The sequence below is a fragment of the Bradyrhizobium altum genome, from assembly GCF_020889705.1.
GTDB lineage: Bacteria > Pseudomonadota > Alphaproteobacteria > Rhizobiales > Xanthobacteraceae > Bradyrhizobium > Bradyrhizobium altum.
Genome location: NZ_JACMYP010000069.1, coordinates 15,923 through 33,752, shown reverse-complemented (window position 1 = coordinate 33,752; position 17,830 = coordinate 15,923). Strand labels below are relative to the sequence as shown.

Here is a 17,830-nt window from a genome sequence, read left to right as displayed (position 1 = left end):
AGTACCGAATCAGGTTCGTTTCTACAGAATTGACGGCAATACGCTGTACATCGAGACTGCACCATTCTCGGCACCGACCTTTGGAGGCTCAACGGTGCGCGGCATTCTTGCCTGGGAGCGGGCGAATTAGACGGGCACTGGAGTTCACGTTCCAATAGTCGCGAAGGCCCAAGGCAGCGATCCGAACATCACATGTCGGGTTCGGGTCACGAGCGTCGTCCTCTGCAATAGACGTGGCCAGTCGATTTCCGGTATGCGCCTTTAGCGACGGCGGCGCGTGGCGGTGCAATATGTGGCGAAGGGCCAATAGCAGAAATACCGCCTTCATAAGATCCTCCCTTTAGGGTGTCACGCTCGGCGTCTGCGGTATCGTCCGCGGCTCCGACGCCTTGGCCTTCCGCGCTTTCTGCCAATTGTCGAAGCGCTGGATCACGACGAAGAACGCCGGAACGAACAGCACGGCCAGACAGGTCGAGGCGATCATGCCGGAGAACACGGTGATGCCGATCGACTTGCGTGCGTTGGCCCCGGCTCCGGTCGCAAGCACCAGCGGCACGACGCCAAGGACGAAGGCAAAAGACGTCATCAGAATCGGCCGGAACCGGGCGCGCGCTGCAGCGACCGCGGACTCGATCAGCGGCTTGCGGTCGCGCACATGATGCTCGAGCGCCACCTCAACGATCAGAATCGCATTTTTCGCCGATAGCGCGATTAGGAGGATGATGCCGATCTGGGTGTAAAGATTGTTCTCAATCCGCAATCCTGACAGCACGAGCATCGGGCCCAACAGCGACAGCGGCACCGCCAATATCACCGAGATAGGCGCGTACCAGCTCTCATATTGCCCGGCGAGCACGAGATAGATGAGCAGCAGCGCTAGACCGAACACATAGTAGATCTGCCCGCCGACCGCCTTCTCCTGATACGACATCGCCGTCCACTCATAGCCTGTGCCTGGCGGCAGCGTCTTGCTGGCGATTTCTTCCATCAGCGCCATTGACTGACCGGAGCTGTAGCCCTGGGCCGGTAGGCCGATGATCGTTGCTGACGGATACAGGTTATAGAGGCTGATCAGAGAAGGGCCGACCGACGGCGTGATCTTCGCCACCGTGCCGATCGGGATCATGTCGCCATCGCTGTTGCGCACCATCATGTTCTCGATATCGCGCACCGTCAGACGGGATTTCGAACCCGCCTGGGCGTAGACCTGGAACGTGCGGCCGAACATGGTGAACTGGTTGACGAAGCTCGCACCAAGATAGGACGACAACGTCGAGAAGATCTGGTCGGTGGTGACATGCAACGTCTCGGTCTTGGTCCGGTCGACCTCGACGTCGAATTGTGGCACCATCGAGCGGAACGAAGACGAGACGCGCTGCAGCGCGCTCTGCGTCTGCGCGTTGGCGACGACCGCGTTGGTGACTGCCTGCAGCTTGCCGTAATCGGCGCTGCCGCCGCGCAGCTCGACCTGCATCGCAAAGCCGGCAGCATTGCCGATGCCCTGAATGGGCGGCGGCGGGATCACCAGGATCCGCGCTTCCGGGATCGCCTCGAGCTTGTCGTTGAGGCCGTAGACCAGGGAGCGCAGGTCCTCGCCCGGGCCGCGTGAACTCCAGTCCTTCAAGATCAGATAGGCGACACCGGCATTGGCAAGGCTCGACGAGTTGTCGAGCGCGGAGACACCGGCGATGCTGACCACCTGGTCGACGCCGGGCGTCTTGCCTGCGATCTTGGTGACCTGGTCGAGCACGCGCTGAGTGCGGTCGAGGGCCGCGCCGTCGGGCAGCTGCACAACGGCCAGAAGATATCCCTGGTCCTCGATCGGAATGAAGCCGGTCGGCACCCGCGACAGGCCATAGCCGGCGAGCCCGATCAGGATCAGCGCGACGACGACCGAGGTCCCGGCGTGTCCGGCGATGCTTCCGATCAGCCTGGCATAGCCGCGCTCCACCCCATCATAGACCGCATTGAAGCCGCGGTAGAAGAAGTTGCGCTGCTCGGGCGGCAGCGGACGCCGTAGCCACAATGCGCATTGCGTCGGCTTCAGCGTCGCGGCGTTGACCGCGCTCAGCAGCGCGGTCGCCGCGATCACAAGCGCGAATTGCGCGTACATGCGTCCGGTCAGCCCTGGCAGGAAGGCTGCAGGCAGGAACACCGAGATCAGCACCAGCGTGATGCCGACGATTGGCGCAAACAGTTCGTCCATCGCCTTGATCGCCGCGTCGTGGCCAGACAAACCGCGCTCGACATTGTGCGATGCGCCCTCGACCACGACGATGGCGTCGTCGACCACGATGCCGATCGCGAGCACGATCGCCAACAGCGTCGACAAGTTGATGGTAAAGCCAAGCCCAGCCATCGCTGCGAAGGCGCCGATGATCGTCACCGGAACGGTGGTTGCCGGTACCAACATCGCGCGCCAGTCCTGCAGGAAAACGAGGATCACGACCAGCACCAGGAAGCCGGCCTCGATGAGGGTCTTGTAGACCTCGTCGATCGAGGCCTGCACGAACTTCGTGGTGTCGAACGGGGTATCGTATCTGATGTCCTGCGGGAACTGCTTCACCAGCTCCGCCATCTTCTTCTCGACCGCCTTCTCGACCTCTAGCGCGTTGGCGCCAGGCGACTGGAACACGCCGATGCCGATGGCGGGCTTGTTGTCGAGCGAGAAGATCTGGCTGTAGGTCTGCGCGCCGAGTTCGACCCGGCCGACGTCGCGTACCCGGGTGACATCGCCGGCATTGCCGGTCTTGACGATGATGTTCTCGAACTGCTTGGGGTCGTCGAGCTGGCCGCTGACATTCAACGTGTACTGGAACGCCTGGTTCGTCGGGGCCGGCGGCATGCCGACCTGGCCGGCAGTGACCTGCTGGTTCTGCTGCTGGATGGCCTGGATCACGTCATGCGGCATCAGCCCTCGTGCCTGCAACTTGTTGGGATCGAGCCATACCCGCATCGAATACTGTCCTGCGCCGAACACCGTGACGTTGCCGACGCCAGCCAGCCGCGATAACTCATCGCGGACGTTGATGGTCGCGTAATTGGACAGGAACAGGCTGTCATAGGTCTTGTTCGGTGAGGTCAATGTCACGAACATGAGGATTGAGGTCGACTTCTTCTGGACCGTGACGCCCTGGTCCTGCACCGCCTGCGGCAGTTGCGACAGCGCGCTCGACACCCGGTTCTGCACCAGCACCTGCGCGAAGTTAAGGTCGGTGCCGGACTTGAACGTGACGGTGAGTGTATAGGTGCCGTCGGCGCCGCTGTAGGACTGCATGTAGAGCATGTCCTCGACGCCGTTGACCTGTTGTTCGATTGGCAACGCCACGGTGTCGATTACGGTTTTTGCTGACGCGCCAGGATATCGCGTCGTCACCTGCACGGTCGGCGGCACCACATCCGGGTATTGCGCGATGGCGAGATTAAGCAGCGCCACGCCTCCGATCAGGATCATCAGGATCGCGATCACGTTGGAGAGAACCGGCCGTTCGATGAAGAATTTCGAAATCATGGCGCGCCTCCTACTTGGCTGGAGCGTTGGAGGCCCCGATCATCTGCAATCGCGGATCGACCTTCTGGCCGGGAATTGCGCGCAACAGCCCGGCCGTAATGACGCGATCGTCCGGCTTCAGGCCGCTTTCAATGACCCGCAGATCGCCCTCCAGCGGCCCGGTCTGCACCTTGCGCTGCTCGACCACGTTCTCGCCGTTCACGACCAACACGTAGCGTCCGGCCTGGTCGCTGCCGAGCGCGATGTCAGGCACCAATAGCGCGTTCTTCTGCTCATCGAAGGGTACGCGGACCCGAACGTAAAAGCCTGGCAGCAGGGCGCGCTCAGGATTGGAGAATACTCCGCGCACCGCGAGTGTGCCGGTCGACTGGTTGAGGGTCGGCGAGACGTAATCGAGCTTGCCTTGGTGCGGGTAGCCGGTCTCCGTCTGCAGCCCGACCTCGACCGGCAGCCGCCTGATCTCGTCCGACGCCATGCCGCGCCGCCGCGCCTCATCGCCGATTCGCTGAACGTCCTGCTCGTTGACGTTGAAATTCACATAGATCGGATCGAGCGCCACGATGGTGGCCAACTGCGTCGGCGACCCCACACCGACGAGCTCGCCGGCCGAGACGAGGTGCGCGCTGACAATCCCGTCGAATGGCGCAACGACGTTGGTGTAGCCGTAATTGATTTCGGCGATCTTGGTGTTGAGCTCGGCCTGCCGCCGACTGGCCTGGGCATTGTCGCGCGTGGCCGTCGACACGTCGAGCGTTGACTGCGCGACGTCCTGCTTCTGGACCAGAATCATCTGCCGCTTCAAATCGGCATCAGCCTGTTTCAGCGTCGCCTGCCCGCCGATTTCCGCGGCTTGCGCCTGCTCGAGCTGGAGCTTGTAGGTCCGCGGCTCGATCGTGAACAAGGTGGTGCCTTCCTTGACGAAGGTGCCGTCGCGGTAGTTGATCGATTGCAGGAAGCCCTGCACGCGCGCGACGAGATCGACGGTCTTGATTGCAGCCAGGCTTCCCGTTGTCTCCAGATAGCGCTTGATGGTCTTTTGAACCGGGCGCGCGACATCGACGACGGGCGGCGGCGGCGGAACGAACGCATTCTGCTCACATCCTGTGAGTAACGAACCTGCAGTCAAAGCGAGGAGACTACGCCGACTCAAAGACGGTCCTGCTGACCCCGCCAAAGCTCTGAGTTCAGGAGAACGCGGCGAAATTCTGCTTTTCATTTGTTAAACTCCAGGGCAATAGGGTCGGTTCCCGTGAGACAGTTGCCATGAACGATCGATCGTTTTCGCTTCCAAGAGCGCCGCCTGTCCTATGGACTTCAGCTCTCGTTTCAACTTCTGTCCGCAATGTGCCGCCTCAAGTAGTCGGCTGGCGACATGTGTACGAATCGTGACTGCGTCTGTAGCAACGCTCTCACACACTTCGCTGTGGATGGATCGCGAGACAGAAACCGTTTCCGGGTCGAGGCTCATGACGCGTAGCGATCTGATGTGGGGAGGAGGTCGATGCCCGTCTGCTGGAGCTTTCATTCCAGCAGACGAGCGATGCTGATGCGTTCGACGAGCTATAGCCAACTCATGCAAGTGGGCGCTCGCTGACGTGCGTTGAGCTGATCAACGCACGTAGTAATAACCATGCGATCCGTATACGAGCTGCGGCGCGACATAGACGGCTGGTGGTGCAGCGTAGGCTGACGTCGCTGCCGCGCCCACCGCTACGCCTGCTGCAGCACCCGCCGCACCGGCAGCAACGGCGCCTCCGTAGCAGCAGCCGCCAGCCCAGCCACCACCCCAATAGCCGCCGCCGTATCCACCAGCCCAATGGGCGCCGCCGCCGCGGTAGGCTCCGTAGCTGAAGCCGTGAACGCCACCAAATCGCCTGACCGCAGCGCCGTGAAAGCCAACTGCCCCGAACGCCCGGGCTTCTGCCGGCACAGCCAGCGATGTTGCGGCGATAGCAGCGACGGATGCCGCCAAGACAAGATTACGTACCATCTGACAACTCCACAGTTACCGCCACGGTCAGCGCCGTGCAGCGGTGTTGCGTTAATAACCAGACCTCTTGGAGGTGCTGCCTGCTCCGACGACTGCGGAGCAAGCGACCTTGAGCGTTGGCTACGAGCTGTTGTTATGATGAGGCGCGATCCGGGATCGTCACTCGCGTTACAGTCGAGCGGGAGGGAGCATCACAAGCATGTGTTGGGCTCGTTGGCCCAACGAGTGCGTGTTGGGCTGGTTGGACCAGGAGCCGCAGTGGGGCAAAGTGTGAGATTCGGCGGCGGACCGCGTCTCGTAACTGCTTCAGCTCCAACACCGTGCGAAATTCTAGCCGTCTCGGACACAGCGCTAAGCCGCGTCGCAGAACAAAATCCCAAAATCTGGCGTGCCGTCGCCAAATTACTCTACGGCCAACTCCGCTACGCCTTGAGGTTCGGCGCGGACATGTTGACTCTGCCTCCTGCTCAGAGAGTTGCCGCGCGACTTTCAGACATAGCGGAGGTAACCTCCAGACTTGACGCGCTGCCACTCAGCCAGCAAGCGCTCGGGGAAATGACAGGACTGACACGCAAAACCGTCAACGCGGTTCTCCGCCGGCTAGAAGCCGATGGGGTGCTGGTCTGTGACTATCGACGGATTGAGATTCGAGACGTCGATCGACTGCGGTATATCGCTCGTCTTTCGACGTGACGGCTTCCTTCAGTATCGTTTCGGGCCATCTTGGTTTGCGACTTCCGCTCCGGGTCATTTTCGACGCATTTGGCAGAGATTGAGGACTGGTTGATGTCCGCTCCTGTCCGTAAGCGCCGTACCAAGAGCGGGCCAGGAGCGTTGCGTTTGGCCGGACTGCCGTGATTCAAACTCCCGAACTGGGGGCTCGAATCATGCGCTACGAACTCGCCGACCATGAATGGACCGCCATCAAGCCGATGCTGCCGAACAAGCCGCGTGGCGTTCCTCAGGTGAACGACAGACGGGTGCTGAATGGCATCTTCTGGGCCCTCCGATCAGGAGCACCCTGGCGTGATCTGCCGACGGCGTTTGGCCCATACACCGCTTGCTACAACCGCTTCGTTAGGTGGCGGCGGGCCGGTGTTTGGGGCCGCATCATAGAAGCGCTTGCCACTGCCCATGATGCCGCTGTCCAGATGATCACACCTCCATTGTCCGCGTGCATCAGCATGGAGCCTGCATCACAAGGAACCAGCGCCAATCGATGGGAAGGTCCCGCGGCGGCTTGACGAGCAAAATCCATGCGGTGGTCGATAGCAATGGTCTGCCGGTACGGCTGGCGCTGAGCCCGGGTGAGGCCCATGACGTTCGACTCGCCGGAAAACTGCTGTCTCGTCTGAAATCCGGGTCAATGCTGCTTGCCGACCGTGGCTATGATGCGGACTGGATCAGGGAGCTTGCCATGAAGAAGGGCGCGTGGGCCAACATCCCGCCGAAAAGCAATCGCAGCGATCCGATCTGCTTCAGCCCCTATCTCTATCGTGCTCGCAACCAGGTCGAGCGGTTCTTCAACAGGATCAAACAATGTCGTGGGGTGGCGACGCGCTACGATAGGCTCGCCGCCAACTACCTCGCATTCGTTCAACTCGCGTCAATCAGGCTATGGCTGCGCCTTAATGGGTCCGCGTCCTAAGCTCCCCTGCCGCCCTGCTTACCGATCACGCAGCGCCATGCTGCCGTTTCATATCCGAGCCCTCCAGCCTTCGCATTCCACGGCAAGCTCATCAGAAACAACTGTTTTGTCCCGGCCAAAAGCGGCTGAAACATTTCCGTCTTTCCCACTTTCCCGGCGTTCCCCATCAGCATCGCTGCACGCGGAGCGTTGGCGGCGCCACGTGAGGGCTCCGACTTCTAACGCTTCTTTTTTTTAAGTCTCACCCCAGCCCCTCCCCCGTTCTCCGGGATGAACTCGACGCCGGCCTTTTCGAGGGCACCTATCAACGCCGCCGCCGTCTCTAGTCTCCCCCCTACAGGTCCGTCAGCCGATTCAAGACGAGCAATTGTCGGCTCAGATATTCCCGAGGCCTGAGCCAAGTCCCCCTGCGACCAGGCCAATAGTACGCGCGCGGCTTTGAGTTGACGAACCGAAATCACTTTGCCCCACTGATAGAATTTCTATTGATTTCCGTTTTCGGATGTATTAATAGCTTTTCTATCAAAAAAACAATCCGTGAGCAACCCAATGGCCTTGCCAGTGAACGGCGGAGCTATGCCCACTCCGACCTTGGTGATCAACAGACCTTATGGAGACAACCTTAATGGCTGAAAGAAAAGGACGACCCAAGCCCCATCCGGACGATTTTATGATCGTAGCTGTGTCACTTGAGTTTCGAGCGAAACCCAACCCGAAATCGAGCGACCCGCCACCTTTGGACACGACTGCTGCCATTGAATACGCCTTGTCAGCGGCAGAAGCGGCTGAGTATCTGGAAAAACTCGTTAGCGCGATCCGCGATCGCCGCCTTTACGGTTTTATGACACAGCATGCTGCCGAAGCCCACGTTGGAGCCGGCGAGTGGATTAAAGAAACAGCCGAGGCCACCATTCCCGAAGCAATGGTCCCGAAGGAAAGAGAGAAATAAGGAACAGGCATCACAAATGTACTCAACTTACGATGCGACGATTGAAGTTTCGCCCCCACCGTTACCTCGCTCGCCCTCCGGCTCCGCGACCGATGAAGCACGGAACCTAGTGCATCGCTGCGCCGAGCCTAGGCCCGTCGGCGACAGCGTCAAGGCGGCGATCTACCGAGCCGCGAGGCGATTGGGCTTCACCTACAGCAGAACCAGGGATCTGTGGTATGCAAACGCCCGTCGCATCGACGCTTGGGAAATGGACCGGCTCCGAGAACGCGCAGCCGGTGCCGAGATCGAGCAAGCCGTGGCTGGTCTCGAAATTCTTCGCAATCGTCTCTCCCGGATGCCTTCGCCTGCTTGTCGTGAGCTCGTCGCCGGTATCGATGCTGCTCTTCACGCGCTTGCTCGCGAGTAATCGCGCCCCAAACACTCAGACTGCTGGTGAGCTAAACAAAAGCTCTTCTTCAGGACGGCATGGCTGGTCAGCTGCAAGCCAGCGTTTCTGATCGCAGCCATGATGATCGTATCGCTGACCCACCCCCCCCCCGGCTGATATCCGAGAGGGGTTAGCCGGAGACACCCTTGGCGAAGTCAATCACCTTGCCCCAGTCGAGCCGTGAGTCGATCCAGCCGACCTTGCCGCAGGCAGTGCATTTGAGGTGTGCCGAGATGTCGTACCAATCCCAGTCTGGCAGGTCGGCAAGTTTCAGCTTGCCGTTGTGATGCTGACGGCGTTTTCGTTGACGCCTGACAGTTTGTTCATGCAGCTTTTGCTGGGTTTCGTCTTGCTGTTCCCGCTATCCATTACCAATATTTTAAGTATCAAAGTTTCGGTTTTCGGGAACCTGCCATGCATAAGTCAAACGATTTCGTCCCCGCGCTAATTTGGGTGCCGCGCGACGTGCGGACCTGGCTCGAAAGTCAGGCGAAGCACAACGTGAGCAGCATGCAGGCCCAGGTGGTCAGGGCGGTCAGGGATCGAATGCACGCCTTGCGCAAGCGCGATCAGCAGGAGGTGCGGTGATGGCTACCTCAGAAGTTACAATCACCCCAACCGGCCTGCGCAACATCGCCAAAGTGCTGACGATCTACATTGGCGATGATGGAGCGGCGCATTTGCCGTCATCGATCGTCACGCAGGTCATGATTCACCTTCACGGCGCGGCCGATTTGTTGGATCACGGCAAGCGCGGCGGTGTTGGCGGGGGGTGACAGGTGTCCCGCGCCAACCCCTACACCCAGCGCATGATCGAGCGGGCCATCAAGGCCGCGCTCTGCGCCGGCTTGCGAGTGGTGGGGGTGAGGCCGGACGGGACAGTCTTGACGGCGGACAAGTCGCCGCCGCTCCCGGAGCGACCTTGACCGATGGGCCGCCGCTCCGTGATGCTAGGGTGAAATTGCCGTGCACCTAGTCTATTGCGGAGACGTGGCCGTGGGCCGGGACAAGATCAGGTACTTCCTATTCCTGTACGGCCGTTGGCGCTGGCGCCCGACCAAGGCCATGCGGGCGCACGGCTTTGGCCTTGTCACCATGGGCCGCGGTGGTCCGGACACCGATGCAGAAGGCAATCCCAAACCCAGCGTGGAAGACCAACAGCGCGCGATCGAGTTGAACCGGGCGTGGGATCAGGTCCGATCCGGGCACGCGTCAGCGCCCGCCCGGACAACGCTGGTGCGCTATCCGGATGGCAGTGTCGGTCACGCCTATCAGCGTGCGATGGAGTTGCGGAAGGCCGAGCGGTTGGCGAAGGGCATCACCTGGACGCCACGGCAGGAGAAGCGCGACAGCTGGCCCCGCGCGTGGAAATGGCTCGGACCGCGCTTTGGTGACTGCGATCCGAAGACGATTCAACCGGAACACTTTCTCCGCATTGATCCCGTCACCGGCAAGGCTACCGGGTTGGTGCCCGAGATCGAGAGCAAGGTCTCGGTCACCGAGCGCCACATGGTGATCAAGGTCTGGCGTGCGCTCTGGAACAGAATGCAGGCGATGCACGGCTACTGCGACGGCCTCACTGATCCCGGCAAGGCGTTCGCCAACTCGGCGCCAGATCCTCGGCAAGAAATCTGGATGCGTCATGAGGTGTTGACGTTGGTGCAGGTCGCTTGGCGCAACAAGTTCTACGGCCTCGCCGCCTGCATGGCGGTGGCATGGGACTCGATGCTGTCGCCGATCGATGCGCAGACCATCACGGCAGGACAAGCGGACCGCGACCGCGTTGGCCTATTCTTCCGCCTCGATCGAGCCAAGACAGGCAGGGCCGCCGCAGCGACCCTCTCGCAATGGTCCACTGCGATCCTGGTTGCCTATCTCGATCAGATGGGCGTCGACCTACTCGACGCAACGCCCCTCTTCTGGACGCGCGGCGGCCGCCCGGTGAGCCGCAAGGGCAAGACCGGACAGTGGGGCGGCGATCACGGTGGTGGTCGGCATATCGCGCCCCGTCCCTACACCAAGGACCGACTCGAAAAAGACTTCGCCCGGGTCAGGGCGCTGGCGTTCGGCAAGAATGAATGGCGCCAGCTCGGCGATATGCGTCGCTCCGGCGCCGTGGAAGGCGATGCCGGCGGCGGCTCCATCACAGACCAGTCAAACAAGATGGCGAACACCGTCTCGGCCTCGAATCGGCTCCGCAAGACCTACAACCCGGTCAATGTCGCGAGTGTCCGGCGCTTCGATGAAGCGCGCGCGATCGGAGCCGAGCGGCTGGAACAAAGGGCGGCCGAAAGTGTCATGACGGCGCCCCTTATGACACTCTTGGAACTTCAGCGAAAACGTCGTGAAGGTGGCAAGTGATTGAAATTGCACTTGAATTGATGGCGCGAGAGACGGGACTCGAACCCGCGGCCTCCGCCGTGACAGGGCGGCGCTCTAACCAACTGAGCTACTCCCGCGGATGCCGATCATCGGATTGATCCGCGCAGGAACGAGGGCATAAAGGCCCGCATCCCGATAGTCAAGCACGTTGCGGAGCCCTGCACAGCGCGGGCATTTTCGCGCTGTGGGCGCGAGTTGTCGCCTGTTTTCAGGGGAAACGGCGTAGTCAGCAAAGCCCCGAATCAAATAAGGCCTGATACGTCTGGGTTTCCTGTGGCCGGGCTCGGCGCTGCCCGTTCCCAGAACCGGCGGTTTCAGGACTTTTCCGGACGCATTTTCCCGACGCGAACGGCGCGCCATTCGCGTGAAAGCAGCAATCCAGCCATTCAGCAACGAGGAGGGCCACACATGGCGAAGAAAGCAGCGACCCCGGCGACGATCACGCTGAAGCACCTGGCGGCTGCCATCGCCGAGGAGCAGGAGCTGTCCAAGAAGCAGGCTGAGGCGATCCTGACCGACATGGTCACCCGGATCACCAAGCACCTCAAGAAGGGCGAGCGGATTCGCATCGTTGGCCTCGGCATCCTCCAGGTTCGCAAGCGCGCCGCCCGCATGGGCCGCAACCCGGCGACCGGCGAGCAGATCCACATCAAGGCGAGCAAGAAGGTCGCCTTCCGCGCCGCCAAGGAGCTGAAGGAAGCCGTCTAGGGTTCTTAACTTGCTTGATACCAAGCGCCATTCCGGCTCGCGACGCGGCCCCGGAGTGGCGCTTTTCTGTTGTAGAGTTGTCGCTCGATGCGCTTTGCTTGCGCGAACCAACTTCGCCTGAGCGTCTTATTCCCGTTCTCCTACCCTTGCGCGGTCTTCATGCTGGCACCGGCTCTCGACTTCAAGCACACCGTCACCGAGCGCTTCCTGCGCTATGTCGTGATCGACACCCAGTCCGATCCGGATTCACCGACCACGCCCTCCACCGAGAAGCAGAAGAATCTGGGCCGCCTGCTGGTCGCCGAGCTGCAGGCGATGGGCATATCCGATGCGCACCTCGATCCACACGGATACGTCTATGCGACGATCCCGGCCAACACCGACAAGACGGTGCCGGTGATCTGCTTCTGCTCGCACATGGACACCTCACCCGACTGCACCGGCAAGAACGTCAAGCCGCAGGTCGTGAAGAATTACCGCGGCGGCGACATCGTGCTCCCGGCCGATGCCTCGCAGGTGATCCGCGCCGCCGAGCACGAAGCGCTGGCAGACCAGATCGGCAACGACATCATCACGACCGACGGCACCACCCTGCTCGGCGCCGACAACAAGGCCGGCCTCGCCGAGATCATGGACGCCGCGCATTTCCTGATCACCAACCCGCAGGTGAAGCACGGCACCATCAAGATCCTGTTCACGCCGGACGAGGAGATCGGCCGCGGCGTCGACAAGGTCGACATCAAGAAGTTAGGGGCCGATTTCGGCTATACCATGGATGGCGAGACCGCGGGCCACATCGAGGACGAGACCTTCTCCGCCGACGGCGCCAGCATCATCATCGAAGGTGTCGCGACCCATCCGGGCTTTGCCAAGGGCAAGATGGAGCACGCGATCAAGATCGCGGCCGCCATCGTCGATCGCCTGCCGAAGGACACCTGTTCGCCCGAGACCACGGAAGGCAAGGAAGGCTTTCTGCATCCGGTCGCAATCTCGGGGGCGCTAGAGAATGCGCGGATTGACTTCATCGTCCGCGATTTCACCGAGCAAGGCCTGAAGCAGAAGGAAGCGCTGCTCGAGAAGATCGTGCGGGACGTCATGAAGGGATACCCGCGCTCGACCTACCGCATGGAGGTCAAGCAGCAATACCGCAACATGAAAGAGGTGATCGATCGCCACCCCCAGATCGTCGCCTATGCGATCGAAGCGATCGAGCGCGCCGGGCTATCGCCGGTAAAGACCTCGATCCGCGGCGGCACAGATGGCTCGCGGCTTTCGTTCATGGGATTGCCCTGCCCCAACATCTTCGCCGGCGAGCACGCGTTTCATTCGCGGCTCGAATGGGTGAGCCGCCAGGACATGGAGAAGGCCGTGCAGACCATCGTGCACCTGGCGATGATCTGGGAGCAGAAGGCCGGCGTTGTTGGCAGCTAGGTAAGACAGAGACCATGATGCGAAGCGCTCGCGCGACGAACCGAGCAATCCGCAACTCCCGAACTGCAGCGATCGCGCTATTGGCAACACTCGCCTTTGCCGCCCTTGCAGGGAACGCGCATGCGAATTCGGGTACGGCGAACAACGAAGGGCCTGCCGGGCCGACGCCATGAAGCTCTGCCGTGAGTTCGTTCCGAGCGTCCGGCAGATCACCGCGTGCATGGAACGGAACAAGCGCCACCTCAGTCCGGCGTGCCGCGCCCAATTCAAGTAGCCGCCGCCTGGGTTCGCTATGACGCCCGCGCGGTCACGATCCAGATCGCGCCCGGCAGCAGCACGGCATCGCCCTTGACGAACGGCGTCAATGCCTCACGGATCGAGGTGACGGCGGCGGCCCGTAGGTCATCCGGTTGTCCTTCCAGTGCGCGGCTGGCGGGCCCGATCTCGAGCGCGCTCTGGACGGCGGCGTCGATTCCGCGCCCGATCGCGACATCGAACTCAAGCCGGCAGGGCTCCATCGCGATGCCGGAAAACCCCGCTTCGCCGAGGATCCGGTTCACGCGCGCTTCGGACGCGAATGAGAACGGACCGGGGTCTTCGGGACCAAGCTGCGGCAGCTTCGGCACGTGCTTGTAGACCGCCTGCAGCGGCGCCATGAAGAACGGATTTTCGCGCGGCTCCTGCCAGCAGGCGAAGGCGAGCCGGCCCGACGGCTTCAGCGCCTTGTGCAGATTGGCGAACGACACCGCCGGATCGGCAAAGAACATCACGCCGAAGCGCGACGCCAGGAGATCGAAGCTTGCGGGATCGAACGGATAGACCGTGGCGTCGGCAAGCGCATAGGTGACCGGCGCATCCTTCGGCGTGCTTTGCCGTGCCCGCTCCAGCATTGGTCCGGAGACGTCGACGCCGAACACATGGCCTGACGGCCCCACCTTGGTCGCAAACCCATTCGTCGAGGCGCCGCTGCCGCAGCCGACATCGACGATGCGCTCGCCGGCCTTCGGCGCGGCGCGATCGATCAGGAGGTCGAGCACCGGCTGCAGCACGATATCCTGCGCGGCTTGCCTCGAAGCCCAGCGCTGACCGCCCGGCCCGTTCCAATATGCAATCTGATCGGCGTTTTGCGGATGGCCTGCGTTCATGCGATCCAACCTTGTTGAGAAATTGCGCCGATCCTAGCAAGTCTCGCGCGTCGCAGCGCGCAGCATCGGTATGACCTGATAGGTAAATCCGGCATCGGCCTTGGTCACGGGATCGTTGGCGACGATCTCCTGCGGATCGGCATCATCGGATAGTCGCAGCACGCCCAGTCCCCAGACGCCGGCGGGATCGGCCACCGGCCCGAAGATCAGCGCCTTGCCGGCTTGCAGCAATTCGCCGCAATAGGCGACATGCGCCTGCATGATGGCGGCTTCCCGCGGCGTCATGTCCTGCGGGAAGGTCGGGCGCGGTCCGGTCAGTTTGCAGACGTAGTATTTCATCGACCTGGTCCGCTCTCGGGGATTATTTGGCGGCAGCGCTCGTGGGCTTGGCCGGCTTCGGCGCAGGCGTCTTCGCGGCATTGCCCTTCGGGGCGGCCTGCCCGTCATTGCTGCGCGCAATGCCCCACGGGTCGGTCGGCTTCTGGTCCGGCACACCGCTGAGCGCGCGCTGGTAGGCGCGCTGCTGCCGCGCCTCGTTGGCCACATCCGACGGCGACTTCTCGATCTCTTCGCGATAGCGCTGAACATGATCCTCCTGCGCCAATGCCGGTCCGGCAATCATGGTGAGAAGAAAAATCGCGGCGAGTTTGCGCATGCATCAAGTTCCCGGTTAGGCGGAGAGAATAGCATCGCAGCGGCGTCGGCATCAAACCCGAGCGGCAACATTAACATGCGCGGGAATCATACTTTGGTCCGCCTCGGCTCGCGGCTCGCAGGGAACAGCAGCGATGGGATTTTGAACCAGTCCGCCTTCGCTCTTCGAGCTTCGGCGAGACAGCCTTCGCCCTGCGGACCGAACAAGCGGATAAGTTGATCCGCGAAGACTGGCTTGCCGAGCCGAAGCCCGAGAGGAGCGAAAGCTGGTAGGCGGCGAGAGATTCGAACTCCCGACCCTCTCGGTGTAAACGAGACGCTCTAACCAGCTGAGCTAGCCGCCCTTACCTGCGCGCCTCTTTAGCCTCGCCCGCCCCTTGGGCGCAAGGTCGCCAGGGCCGCTAAGCTTCAAGCCTTGGGCTTCAATCCACGGGCTTCAATCCTTGGGCCGCGCCGGCAATCCCTTGAGATCATTGATCCAGGGTGCGGCGGAGCGGCACCAGACCTGGCGTCGCGGGGTCAATTCGCCGCGCTGGCGAATGCTGCCCCAGCGGATACCCCAATCGTCGGGACCGCCATCCTCGCCGCTCGTGAACAACGGGGAACCGCACTCACCGCAAAAATGTTGGAAGCGGATTCGGCCGTTATCGCCCCGCTTGCCGTAAATCTTCGGCGCACCTTCGGTCAGCCGGACCTGCTCGGCGGCGCAGATCACCGTGACGCGATAGGGTGAACCGGTCAGCGCCTGACAGTCCGTGCAATGGCAGATCGACACCCGTTCGGGATCGATCTCCGCCTGATAGCTCACGGCCCCGCAATGGCATTGCCCGTCGATCCGCATCTGCGTTCTCCCAATTCGGCGCTGTCCAACAAGGCGGTCGCCAAGAGGTCGTTCCCGGGATGCGGCCAGCAAGGTATCCGGAACACGGTCGGATGCCCCGTGGGACAATACTGGCATCCCAAAACGGGATTGTTCGGGATACCAATTCGAGATACGTCGACAAGGCCCCAAAACTCTACTCCCAGGCCGGCAGACCGCCATGTCGCAGATGCTTCAGATCCACGACCAGCTCCGGGAGATGATCCTCTCCCTCGATCTCGGCCCCGGCGAGCGGCTGACCGAACGCTGGCTTGAGAGCCGGTTCGAGGGATCGCGCACGCCGATCCGCGCCGCGCTGGTACGGCTCGAAGGCGAAGAGCTGGTCCGCCGCGACGGCCGCAACTGGATCGTCGCACCGATCGACCTCGGCGAGCTGGAGGCGCTGGCCGAGTTCAGGATTCCCCTGGAGACGACGGCCGTCCGCCTCGCCTGCGCACGGGCGAGCGCGGCCGACATCGCCGGGGTCGAAGCGATGCTGGACGCCTGCCAGTCGGGTGCGCCGCGCGAGGAGTGGCACCGCGTCGGCACCGATTTCCATGTCGAGATCGCGCGCCTCTCCGGCAATCCCTTCATCGTCAAGGCGATCGCCGGCGCCATGACCCGGCTGTCGCGGGCGCGCTGGCTCGAAGTCTGGACCGAACCCTCGCGCGAGCAGGCGTGGCGCGAGCACCGGCGCATTCTCGGCTTCATCAAGGCGAACGATCCGGATTGGGCCGCGCGCGAGGCCGCCGATCACATCACCGATACCCGCGATCGGCTGCTGCGCTCGCTCAATGAGGATCGCCGCGGCCTGCGGGCGCGCGGCTTCGCCGTGATCGGGCTGCGCTGACATGAACATGGCGATCGATCGCGAAGCGGCGCTCGACGCCGGACCCTGGAAGCGCAACCTCATCGTCTGCGTGTTCGGCTCCTTCACCACCATCGTGGGGATGACGCTGCTGCTGCCGTTCCTGCCGCTTTATGTCGAGCAGCTCGGTGTCACGGACCATGCCTCCATCGTGCAGTGGTCGGGCATCGCCTATGGAGCGACCTTCTTCAGCGCGGCGCTGACGGCGCCGCTGTGGGGGCGGCTCGCGGATCGCTATGGCCGCAAGCTGATGCTGATCCGCGCCAGCCTCGGCATGGCGGTTGCCATGTCGCTGATCGGCATGGCGCATAACGTCTATGAGCTGGTCGGCTTGCGACTGTTGACCGGCCTGCTCGGCGGCTACGCTTCGGGCTCGACCGTGCTGGTTGCGTCGCAGACGCCGAAGGCGCGGTCCGGCTGGGCGATCGGCGTGCTGTCGGCCGGCATCATGGCCGGCAGCCTGGTCGGCCCCTTGATCGGCGGCGTGCTGCCGGGCCTGATCGGCATCCGCGCGACCTTCTTCCTGATCGGCGGCGTCATCTTCTTCACTTTCCTCGGCACGACCTTTCTGATCCGCGAGGAGGCGCGTCCAAAGGCGACGAAAGGCGGCAAATCGCGTGGCGGCTGGTCAACGATTTCAGACAAGCGACCGGTGATCGCGATGTGGGGCACCGGCCTGCTCTTGATGATCGCCAACATGTCGATCGAGCCGATCATCACGGTCTATGTCGCGCAACTGGTCGAGGCACCGCGGGTGACGTTCGTCGCCGGCCTCGTGATGTCGGCGGCCGCCTTCGGCAGCCTGCTGTCGTCGTCGCATCTCGGCAAGCTGGCCGATCGCGTCGGCCATTGGCGGATCATCACCATCTGCCTGGCCGCCTCGGCGCTGCTGCTGATTCCGCAGGCCTTCGTGGTCAGCGGCTGGCAGCTGATCCTGCTCCGCTTCCTGATGGGGCTCGCGCTCGGCGGCCTATTGCCCTGCATCGCAAGCGTGATCCGGCACAACGTGCCTGACACGGTCACCGGCAGCATGCTGGGCTATTCGATTTCGGCCCAATATGCCGGCCAGGTGATCGGCCCGCTCGCCGGCGGATTCATCGGCGGCCATATCGGCATGCGCGCGGTGTTCCTCGGCACCAGCGTGCTGATGGCACTCGGGGCGATCGGCAATTTCGTCGTCGAGAAGAAAGAGTAGTTGCCTACGCAGCTCCTCGACCAAAACAAAAACGGCGCCCGAAGGCGCCGTTTCAGTATT

At 62.4% G+C, this 17,830-nt stretch carries 19 protein-coding genes and 2 tRNA genes; 10 read left to right on the top strand and 11 right to left on the bottom strand.

The window, feature by feature from the left end:
• Window positions 1-340: 340 nt before the first annotated feature.
• From H8B02_RS18715 to H8B02_RS18705, 3 genes are all read right to left on the bottom strand, one after another.
• A complete protein-coding gene (locus H8B02_RS18715; protein ID WP_229167579.1) occupies window positions 341-3,511 on the bottom strand; it encodes an efflux RND transporter permease subunit in 3,171 nt (1,056 codons plus the stop codon).
• Window positions 3,512-3,521: 10 nt separating this feature from the next.
• Window positions 3,522-4,637, bottom strand: a complete 1,116-nt coding sequence (locus tag H8B02_RS18710; RefSeq protein ID WP_229167578.1) for an efflux RND transporter periplasmic adaptor subunit — start codon at window positions 4,635-4,637, stop codon at window positions 3,522-3,524.
• A gap of 483 nt (window positions 4,638-5,120) precedes the next feature.
• Complete coding sequence (locus H8B02_RS18705; RefSeq protein WP_229167577.1) at window positions 5,121-5,501, bottom strand: hypothetical protein; 381 nt, start codon at window positions 5,499-5,501, stop codon at window positions 5,121-5,123.
• Window positions 5,502-5,636: 135 nt separating this feature from the next.
• Here H8B02_RS18705 and H8B02_RS48990 point away from each other — a divergent pair, with 135 nt between their 5' ends.
• A complete protein-coding gene (locus H8B02_RS48990; RefSeq protein ID WP_376711678.1) occupies window positions 5,637-6,194 on the top strand; it encodes a Crp/Fnr family transcriptional regulator in 558 nt (185 codons plus the stop codon).
• 194 nt (window positions 6,195-6,388) lie between these two features.
• A protein-coding gene (locus tag H8B02_RS18700) for an IS5 family transposase (protein ID WP_229167576.1) occupies window positions 6,389-7,149 on the top strand; the annotation gives its coding sequence in 2 pieces (ribosomal slippage) (window positions 6,389-6,659 and window positions 6,659-7,149; 762 coding nt in all).
• Between the two features lie 218 nt (window positions 7,150-7,367).
• Here H8B02_RS18700 and H8B02_RS18695 read toward each other — a convergent pair.
• Window positions 7,368-7,610, bottom strand: coding sequence for a helix-turn-helix transcriptional regulator (locus H8B02_RS18695; RefSeq protein ID WP_229167575.1), 243 nt, complete (start codon window positions 7,608-7,610; stop codon window positions 7,368-7,370).
• Window positions 7,611-7,774: 164 nt separating this feature from the next.
• On the opposite strand from H8B02_RS18695, the gene H8B02_RS18690 reads away from it, so the two are divergent.
• Complete coding sequence (locus H8B02_RS18690) at window positions 7,775-8,098, top strand: hypothetical protein (RefSeq protein WP_229167574.1); 324 nt, start codon at window positions 7,775-7,777, stop codon at window positions 8,096-8,098.
• 106 nt (window positions 8,099-8,204) lie between these two features.
• Here H8B02_RS18690 and H8B02_RS18685 read toward each other — a convergent pair whose 3' ends face one another.
• On the bottom strand, window positions 8,205-8,489 hold the full coding sequence (locus H8B02_RS18685; RefSeq protein WP_229167573.1) for a hypothetical protein: 285 nt from the start codon (window positions 8,487-8,489) through the stop codon (window positions 8,205-8,207).
• 453 nt (window positions 8,490-8,942) lie between these two features.
• On the opposite strand from H8B02_RS18685, the gene H8B02_RS18680 reads away from it, so the two are divergent.
• The 3 genes from H8B02_RS18680 (at window position 8,943) to H8B02_RS18670 (ending at window position 10,889) form a co-directional block, all read left to right on the top strand.
• Window positions 8,943-9,116, top strand: coding sequence for a hypothetical protein (locus H8B02_RS18680; RefSeq protein WP_229167572.1), 174 nt, complete (start codon window positions 8,943-8,945; stop codon window positions 9,114-9,116).
• Complete coding sequence (locus H8B02_RS18675; protein ID WP_229167571.1) at window positions 9,116-9,304, top strand: hypothetical protein; 189 nt, start codon at window positions 9,116-9,118, stop codon at window positions 9,302-9,304. The genes H8B02_RS18680 and H8B02_RS18675 overlap by 1 nt, the downstream gene beginning before the upstream one ends.
• Window positions 9,305-9,524: 220 nt before the next feature.
• A complete protein-coding gene (locus H8B02_RS18670; RefSeq protein ID WP_229167570.1) occupies window positions 9,525-10,889 on the top strand; it encodes a hypothetical protein in 1,365 nt (454 codons plus the stop codon).
• A 21-nt stretch (window positions 10,890-10,910) separates the two neighbouring features.
• On the opposite strand, the gene H8B02_RS18665 is transcribed toward H8B02_RS18670, so the two are convergent.
• Window positions 10,911-10,987 (bottom strand) — tRNA-Asp (locus H8B02_RS18665).
• Between the two features lie 307 nt (window positions 10,988-11,294).
• Between H8B02_RS18665 and H8B02_RS48555 the strand changes: the two genes are divergently transcribed.
• Both H8B02_RS48555 and pepT read left to right on the top strand, forming a co-directional pair.
• Window positions 11,295-11,618, top strand: coding sequence for an HU family DNA-binding protein (locus H8B02_RS48555; protein ID WP_224924859.1), 324 nt, complete (start codon window positions 11,295-11,297; stop codon window positions 11,616-11,618).
• A 159-nt stretch (window positions 11,619-11,777) separates the two neighbouring features.
• The gene (gene pepT, locus H8B02_RS18655) at window positions 11,778-13,049 is read left to right on the top strand and encodes a peptidase T (RefSeq protein ID WP_229167569.1); all 1,272 of its coding nucleotides are present in this window, start codon (window positions 11,778-11,780) and stop codon (window positions 13,047-13,049) included.
• Window positions 13,050-13,339: 290 nt separating this feature from the next.
• On the opposite strand, the gene H8B02_RS18650 is transcribed toward pepT, so the two are convergent.
• The 5 genes from H8B02_RS18650 to H8B02_RS18630 all read right to left on the bottom strand — a co-directional run bounded on the left by H8B02_RS18650 (window position 13,340) and on the right by H8B02_RS18630 (window position 15,689).
• Entirely contained in the window at window positions 13,340-14,194 is an 855-nt protein-coding gene (locus tag H8B02_RS18650; protein ID WP_229167568.1) for a class I SAM-dependent methyltransferase, read from the bottom strand.
• 33 nt (window positions 14,195-14,227) lie between these two features.
• Window positions 14,228-14,533, bottom strand: coding sequence for a YciI family protein (locus tag H8B02_RS18645; RefSeq protein WP_229167567.1), 306 nt, complete (start codon window positions 14,531-14,533; stop codon window positions 14,228-14,230).
• A gap of 22 nt (window positions 14,534-14,555) precedes the next feature.
• On the bottom strand, window positions 14,556-14,849 hold the full coding sequence (locus H8B02_RS18640; protein ID WP_229167566.1) for a hypothetical protein: 294 nt from the start codon (window positions 14,847-14,849) through the stop codon (window positions 14,556-14,558).
• Between the two features lie 266 nt (window positions 14,850-15,115).
• Window positions 15,116-15,192, bottom strand: a tRNA-Val gene (locus H8B02_RS18635).
• Window positions 15,193-15,284: 92 nt separating this feature from the next.
• Window positions 15,285-15,689 (bottom strand): GFA family protein, encoded by a 405-nt coding sequence (locus H8B02_RS18630; RefSeq protein WP_229167565.1) that lies wholly within the window; start codon window positions 15,687-15,689, stop codon window positions 15,285-15,287.
• Window positions 15,690-15,888: 199 nt separating this feature from the next.
• Between H8B02_RS18630 and H8B02_RS18625 the strand changes: the two genes are divergently transcribed.
• On the top strand, window positions 15,889-16,557 hold the full coding sequence (locus H8B02_RS18625) for a GntR family transcriptional regulator (RefSeq protein WP_229167564.1): 669 nt from the start codon (window positions 15,889-15,891) through the stop codon (window positions 16,555-16,557).
• 1 nt (window position 16,558) lies between these two features.
• On the top strand, window positions 16,559-17,770 hold the full coding sequence (locus tag H8B02_RS18620) for an MFS transporter (protein ID WP_229167563.1): 1,212 nt from the start codon (window positions 16,559-16,561) through the stop codon (window positions 17,768-17,770).
• Window positions 17,771-17,830: the final 60 nt, after the last annotated feature.